Source organism: Thiomonas sp. SCN 64-16 (assembly GCF_001725585.1).
GTDB classification, from domain to species: Bacteria; Pseudomonadota; Gammaproteobacteria; order Burkholderiales; family Burkholderiaceae_C; genus Thiomonas; species Thiomonas arsenitoxydans.
On record NZ_MEGQ01000092.1, the window covers coordinates 1 to 7,454 of the forward strand.

Consider the following 7,454-nt stretch of genomic DNA (forward strand, 5'->3'; position numbering starts at 1 on the left):
GACCAATATGCTGGCTTTGAATGCGGCGATTGAAGCGGCCCGGGCTGGGGAGCATGGCAAGGGCTTTGCGGTGGTGGCCGCGGAGGTGCGCAAGCTGGCCGAGCGCTCTCAGGTGGCGGCCAAGGAGATCGGCGATCTGGCGACTTCGACGGTGAAGCAGGCGGACGCGGCAGGTAGCCTGATTGCGCAGATGGCACCCAATATCTCGAAGACTTCGGATCTGGTGCAGGAGATCACAGCGGCGTCGGAGGAACAGTCCACCGGCATGCAGCAGATCAATCAGGCCGTCGCCCAGCTCTCAGCGGTCACCCAGCAGAACGCCTCGGCTTCGGAACAACTCGCGGCCACGGCCGAAGAGATGAATGCGCAGGCGCAGGCTTTGCAGGAAAGCATGGCGGGCTTCCGGCTCAGCCAGGAAACGCAGGTCACGACGGCTAAACCGGCCGCACGGCCTGCCGCAGGCAAGGCCCGGGCGGCTAACGAAGACAGTCTGCCGGTGCTCGCGCAATCGCAGCCAGAATTCGTGCGGTTCTGAAGGGACTGACTAACTCCTCAACACGCTGATGCACCTGATCACCCCACTGCTCATCGATCTCGGCATCGTCGCCCTTGCGATGGCCGGCGTGCTGATGCTCGCCTGGAAGCTGCTCCAGCAGCTGTGGGGAACCGGGACGAGCAGCGCCTACCAGCCTGCGGCGCTGCTGTTTTCCGCTGGCGTCGCCACGGCCGTGCGCAATCGCTTTCCCTGGATGCGCGTCGCGTACCGGCAGCGGCCAGACCGCAAACTCATGCTGACGGCGGCGGTGATTCTGTTGCTGGCCAGCTCGCTCACCGCGCTATTCACCGCTCTGGTAATGGCCGACCACGAACGGAATCGGCTGACGCTCAGCATGGAGAACGACCGCGACGCACTCAGCCGCGGCCTGCTCATGGCGATGGAGGTTCGCGGCAAGGAGCTGGAGCGGTTTTCCCACAACCCATTGCTCTTACGCACCCTGCAAACGCTTCAAAACGGCAAAGAAGGCAGTCCCGCGCATCCATCTGCCGAACTGCAAAGCCAACTCGCCGACTTGCGCACCATGATGGCGCTGTTGGCCCCTCACGAATACAGCATCACCAATCTCTGGGGTGAAACCGTGCTGTCGAGCGCAGCCTCCACAGCGCACCACCCGGGGCTGCCCAGCCTGGCGTCGGCCATGCCGCCAGCCAGCCAGTTCATGCTGCAGCGCGATCCGGAAACGCTCAATTTTTTTCTGCACACGCAGCTCCCGATTCGCAAGGGCGAGCAGACCATCGGCCACTTCAGCGCCTCGCTGCCCCTGCCCGCCTCCAGCCGCATCGCGCATGAGCTGACGCGTCGCGCGAAACACACCGTCATCAAAATCTGCAGCCTCTCCAATGACCTCTGGACCTGTCTGCCCAGCAAGGCCGGTGAAAGCGAACAGACGACGCTACTCACATCCAAGCGTCTGCCCGCAGAGGTGCGCTGGGCACAGGGCAAAGCGGCTACGACGATTCAGGAAATCGACGGCCAGCGATGGCTGATCAGCTCCACGCCGCTCGGCACGACCGGGCTGGCCCTGGCGGTGGAAGTGCCCACGGCCGAACTCTATGCCCCGGTCGTCGATACGCTCGAAACCGGGCTGCTGTTCGTGCCGGGTCTGGTGCTGCTGGGGCTGCTCGTGCTGGGCTGGCAACTGCGCCCACTGACCCAGAGGCTGCATCAGGCGAACGCGCGGGTACAGAACGCTTTTGACTATTCCGGTATCGGCATTTTGATGGTGAACGGGCAAGGCGACATTCTCGACTTCAATCCGGCCTTCAGCGAGATGCTGGGCTACACGCCGGCAGAGCTGCGCCAGCCCCATGTCGTCGACGATTTTCTGCATCCGGACGACCAGGGCGCCGTGGCCGCCCAACTCGGTGGCATGGCAGACACAGAGGTGGGCGCCTATTGCGCGCACCGGCGCTATCGTCACAAGAATGGTCAGTACCGCATGCTGCAGTGGCATGTCTCCCCGGTGAAGAACGAGGACGGCGCTGTGACCTCCATCGTGTGTTACGCCCTCGACGTGACTGACGAACTCGCCCGCAGGGACGCTGCGATCCGGCAGACCGCGTTTCTGAATGCGGTGCTCGACAATATGCGCGACGTGGTCTACGCCTGCGACGAAAACGGCTTGCTGAGCTATGTGAACGCGGCAGCCATTCGGGCGGGTTTGCCGACAAAAATGGGGGTGTCATTGCGTGAATTGGAGTTGGTCACGCCTGTTCACACCACTGACCACAAGCCGGTTCCACTGGAGCAACTGCCGCTGGGATCGGCCTTGCGCGGTGAACCCAAGGAGGCAGAGAACTTTCTGATAGAAAGCCTGGAAGGCCAGTGGCGGCACTATGAAATCACGGCCCGCCGACTGCTGGATTCCACCGGCACGCCTCTCGGCGCCGCAGCGGTCGCGCACGACGTCACGGAAATCCGTGCCGTAGACCGGCGCCTCAAGTGGCTGATCGATCACGACGAGCTGACCGAACTGCCCAATCAGACCCTGGTCATCGAATCGCTAGAGCGCTTGCTCGAAGCCGAGACCAGCCGGGACGAGAGCCGCCAACTGGCCGTTTACTTGCTCGACATCGACCGCTTCCGCCAGATCAACGACAGCTTTGGTCACGCCCTGGGCGATGACCTGTTGATCGAAACCGCGGCGCGGCTGAAGGTCGCGCTTGCTCCAGACGATTTTCTGGCACGCTGGGGCGGCAATGCCTTCGCCGTGCTGCATCCTTGCACCGCCGACCAGCAGGCCCTGCTCGATCACGCCGAGCAACTGCTCAACAGCCTGACCGAGCCTTTCGTTCTCGACGGCCAGACCATTTTCATCACCGCCAGCCTGGGCATTGCGCGTGCGCCGCGCGATGGGCGTTCAGCCACGCAACTGTTCAGCCGTGCCGATGTGGCCATGTACCGCTGCAAGGCCAACACCCCCGGCCGGGCGCTGCTCTACACCGCCGACATGAGCCAGCGCGGGCGCGAGCTCATCGAGATGGAGACCGACCTGCGCCACGCTCTCGCCTTGGAGCAGTTTTTTGTGCTCTACCAACCCAAGGTCTGCCTGCAGACCCATCAGGTGATTGGGGCGGAGGCCTTGCTGCGCTGGCAGCACCCACAACATGGTCTGGTTTCTCCGGCCACGTTCATTCCGCTGCTCGAAGAAACCGGCCTGATCGTGCCCGTGGGGCAATGGGTGCTGAACGCCGTGTGCAAGCAGCTTCAAGAATGGGAGCAGCAAGGCAAGACCCCGCTGCCCATCGCCGTGAACTGCTCGATGCGGCAGTTGCAGGGCGATCTGATTTTGCGCCAGGTCTCTTCGGCCCTGGAGCACTCGGGCATCGCGCCCGGCCTGCTGGAGCTGGAAATCACCGAAAGCATGATGCTGCGCGATCCCGAGCATGTCAGCGGGCTGATCGTGCAATTGCGCGAACTTGGCGTGAACACCTCCATCGACGATTTCGGCACGGGCTACTCCTCGCTGGCCTCGCTCAAGCGTCTGCCCGTCACCACAATCAAACTCGACCGCGCTTTTGTCAAAGACCTGCCCAACGATGCCGACGACGCGGCCATTACGCGTGCAGTGATTTCGATGGCTAAGGCCCTGCACCTGATCGTCATCGCCGAAGGCGTCGAAACGCAGGAGCAAGCCGATTTTCTGCAGCAACTCGGGTGCGAGGCCTACCAGGGCTGGCTGTTCAGCCAGGCGGTCGCGCCCAAGCGCTTTGCTCAATATCTGGCCGATGCCAAGACCCACACACCTGGCTGAAAAAACCATGCAAACGCTCACCGATACCGAACTCAGCGGCTTTTCCCGCCTCATGTTCGAAGCCGCTGGCATCACCCTGGCGCCGTCGAAAAAAGCGCTGGTCGAAGGGCGTCTTTCAAAGCGGCTGCACGCGCTCGGGCTGGCGACTTTCACCGATTACCTGCACCATCTGCGGCAAGACGCCGCCGAGCGCCAGCAGGCCATCGACCTGCTCACCACCAACGAAACCTATTTCTTTCGCGAGCCGCGGCACTTCGCCTATCTGTCGGAGCAAATCATTCCGCATGCGGATACCTCGCGCCCATTCCGGGTGTGGAGTGCGGCCTGCTCCAGCGGTGAAGAGCCCTACAGCATCGCCATGGTGCTGGCCGAGCGCATGGGACAACGGAGCGCGCCGAAAAAATTCCCCAGCCCTACCTCAAGGCCTTTTGTCTGAAGGGAACGGGGGCGCATGAGGGTAGTTTTGCGCTGCAGCCCAGCATCCGCGAGCGGGTGCGCTTTCAGGTCATCAATCTCAACACCGCCCTGCCCGACATCGGCCAGTTCGACCTGGTGGTGCTGCGCAATGTGATGATCTATTTCGACGCCGAAACCAAGCGCGCGGTGTGCCGTCGGCTGCTGGATGTGCTGCGGCCCGGCGGGCATCTGTTCATCGGTCATTCCGAAAGCCTGAACGGTCTGGATCTGCCGCTGCGCAGCCTTCAGCCCGCCGTCTATCTCAAGCCGCAATGAAAACTGCGCCGTACCCCGCACCTGCCGAGGCGGCGCAGGAAGAACCGCTGGAAATTTTTCTGCAGCCCGGCGAGCTGTATTTCGGCGAAGGACGCACGCGCGTGCGCACCCTGCTGGGCTCGTGCGTGGCGATTGCGGTGTGGCACCCGCAACTGAAGATCGGCGGGCTATGCCATTACATGCTGCCCGGCCGCGGCGCGCATCATGGTGCTCACCGTGCGCTCGACGGCCGCTATGCCGACGAGGCCATGCTGCTATTCCTGCGCGATATGCGGGCGGCGGGCACCCGCCCCGATGAATACGAGGCCAAGCTGTTCGGCGGCGGGCGCATGTTCACGCAGGAAAAGCCCCTGCATGTGCAACACGGCTGCCTGGACGTGCCGTGCAAAAACGTACTGCGCGGACGCGAACTCGTGCGTCAACATGGCCTGCGCCTGAAGGCCGAACATCTGGGCGGCGAAGGCCACCGCAATGTGCTGTTCGAGATTTGGAGCGGCGACGCCTATCTGAAATTCTGGGGCCAGAACGCGCAGCAAAGCATGGGCTGAGTCCCATCAAAACCCTTCCTACTGGAGACGCTTTCATGATTCGGACCGACAAGGTCAAGGTGTTCATCGTCGACGATTCCGCCGTGGTGCGGCAGGTGCTGCAGGCCGTGCTGCTGCGCGATCCGGGCATCGAGGTCATCGGCGTCGCACCCGACCCGCTGTTTGCCCTGCAGCGCATGCAGCTAGGCCAGTGGCCCGACGTGCTGGTGCTCGACGTCGAGATGCCCCGCATGGACGGCATCACCTTCCTCAAGAAGCTCATGGTCGAGCATCCGCTGCCGGTGGTGATCTGTTCCACACTCACCGAAAAAGGCGCGCAGATCACGCTCGATGCTCTGGCGGCCGGGGCCGTCAGCGTGGTGACCAAGCCGCGCGTGGGCCTGAAGGACTTTCTGGTGGAGCAAACCACCGAGCTGACGCAGACCATCAAGGCCGCGGCCCGCGCCAACACCGGCAGTCTGCGCGCCTTGTCGCGGCCCGTGGTCAGCGTGACCAAGACCGCTGCGCCACCCGCGTTCACCCCCAGCGCGCATGTGCTGACCGACACCACCGAGAAGATCATCGCCATGGGCATGTCCACCGGCGGCACCGTGGCGCTCGAGCGCGTGCTCACCACCCTGCCCCGCACCCTGCCGGGCATCGCCGTGGTGCAGCACATGCCGGAGAAGTTCACCGCCACTTTTGCCGAGCGCCTAAATTCCGTCTGCGCCCTCGAAGTGCGCGAGGCGCGTGACGGCGACCGGCTGATTCCCGGGCTGGTGCTCATCGCGCCGGGCGGCCGCCACATGCAGGTGCGGCGCAGCGGCGCGCAGTACCACGTCGAAGTGCGCGATGGCCCGCCGGTCAACCGCCACCGGCCTTCGGTCGATGTGCTGTTCCGCTCAGTGGCGCAATGCGCCGGGCGCAACGCGCTGGGCATCATCCTCACCGGCATGGGCGACGACGGCGCGCGCGGCCTCAAGGAGATGCACGACGCCGGCGCCCGCACCGTGGCGCAGGACGAGGCCACCAGCGTGGTCTACGGCATGCCCAAGGAGGCGGTGAAACTTGGCGCTGCCGACCGCAGCCTGGCCCTGGGCGACATCGGCGCGGCGATGGTGGAATACGGCCGCGGTTGACCCCAGACTACGCACCCACACGGGGTCTTCCCCTATGCAGCGGCACTGGCCTCGTGTCGTTGCATAAGCATCAAGTTAAACCTCTCTCTACCCTGATGAACAACCTTCGTATTCGCACCCGAATGACCTTGGGCCTGCTCGGAATGCTGGCCGTCATCGTGCTCAATGCCGCGTTGGCGCAGCAGCAATTGGCACAGTCAAACGCCCGGCTCGACGCCATCGTGCATGTGCAAAGCCAGCGCATCGCCCTGCTCAACACTTTTTTCACCAACTTCCAGGGCACCACAGCCGCGCTGTATCAAACCCTGCTGAACCCGGCACACGCGCAGGCGCAGCAGGCCCTCAAAAAGCAGCTCGCCGAAAACCGTGAAAGCACGGCCCAAGTGTTCAAAGACTTGCAAGCCTTGCCGCCGGATGCAGAGGTCAACGCGCAGCTCGCTGAAATTCACAGCTTGATGGCGAAGAACCGGGGCGTGCAGCAGCAGGTCATCGGTCTGATGCAGCAAGAACTCTATCCGCAGGCCAGCACCATCTACACCCAGCTAGCCTCGCCCATCGTGCTCGCCATGCACCAGCACATCAGTGCGTTGATCGCCCATCAGAAAGCGCAGATGCAGGCGGCGTATGCGCAAAGCCAGGCCGCCTATGCAAGTGCGGTTCGCCAGGCGCTGTGGATCACCATCGGCTTCATCATCGCGGCAATGGTGGGCGGCTTCTGGATCACCCGCTCCATTACCCGCCCCTTGAGCGAGGCAGTGCATGTCGCGCAGCGCGTGGCCGAAGGCGATCTGTCGGTGCGGGTGGCTTCCACCTCGAAGGATGAAACCGGGCAGTTGCTCACGGCTTTGGGGGACATGGTCGGGCGGCTGACTTCGGTCATCGGCTCGGTGCGGTCTTCGGCCGAGCAACTGCTCTCGGCGTCCACGCAGGTGTCGGCGACTTCGCAAAGTCTGTCGCAGTCGTCTTCGGAGCAGGCGGCTTCGGTGGAGGAAACCTCGGCCACGCTGGAGCAGGCGACCGCTTCGATTCGCCAGAATGCGGATAACGCCCGTCTGACGGATTCGATGGCGCAGCAGGCGGCAGGCCAAGCGCGTGAAGGGGGTGCGGCGGTGCAGGGCACGGTCTCGGCGATGCAAGCCATCGCGGAGCGCATCTCGATCATCGATGACATTGCGTATCAGACCAATATGCTGGCTTTGAATGCGGCGATTGAAGCGGCCCGGGCTGGGGAGCATGGCAAGGGC

At 63.6% G+C, this 7,454-nt stretch carries 5 protein-coding genes and 1 pseudogene; all 6 read left to right on the forward strand.

Annotation, left to right across the window (positions count from 1 at the left end; translation table 11 throughout):
- The coding region (locus ABT24_RS15525) for a methyl-accepting chemotaxis protein (protein WP_286738268.1) at positions 1-535 on the forward strand (535 nt) is incomplete at its 5' end.
- 28 nt (positions 536-563) lie between these two features.
- Positions 564-3,812, forward strand: a complete 3,249-nt coding sequence (locus ABT24_RS15530; RefSeq protein ID WP_276731663.1) for a sensor domain-containing protein — start codon at positions 564-566, stop codon at positions 3,810-3,812.
- A 52-nt stretch (positions 3,813-3,864) separates the two neighbouring features.
- Positions 3,865-4,544 (forward strand): annotated as a pseudogene (locus ABT24_RS15535) (CheR family methyltransferase).
- Positions 4,541-5,092, forward strand: coding sequence for a chemotaxis protein CheD (locus ABT24_RS15540; RefSeq protein WP_276731667.1), 552 nt, complete (start codon positions 4,541-4,543; stop codon positions 5,090-5,092). Before ABT24_RS15535 ends, ABT24_RS15540 begins: the two are co-directional and overlap by 4 nt.
- Positions 5,093-5,127: 35 nt before the next feature.
- Positions 5,128-6,210 carry a protein-glutamate methylesterase/protein-glutamine glutaminase gene (locus tag ABT24_RS15545; RefSeq protein ID WP_276731671.1) on the forward strand — a complete coding sequence of 361 codons (1,083 nt, stop codon included), beginning with the start codon at positions 5,128-5,130 and terminating at the stop codon, positions 6,208-6,210.
- A 95-nt stretch (positions 6,211-6,305) separates the two neighbouring features.
- The coding region (locus tag ABT24_RS15550) for a methyl-accepting chemotaxis protein (RefSeq protein WP_286738278.1) at positions 6,306-7,454 on the forward strand (1,149 nt) is incomplete at its 3' end.

What these genes read in the sequence shown, in the direction of transcription:
- ABT24_RS15530 (WP_276731663.1), top strand. Translation starts at nt 564, where the DNA reads ATGCACCTGATCACCCCACTGCTCATCGATCTCGGCATCGTCGCCCTT.
- ABT24_RS15540 (WP_276731667.1), top strand. Translation starts at nt 4,541, where the DNA reads ATGAAAACTGCGCCGTACCCCGCACCTGCCGAGGCGGCGCAGGAAGAA.
- ABT24_RS15545 (WP_276731671.1), top strand. Translation starts at nt 5,128, where the DNA reads ATGATTCGGACCGACAAGGTCAAGGTGTTCATCGTCGACGATTCCGCC.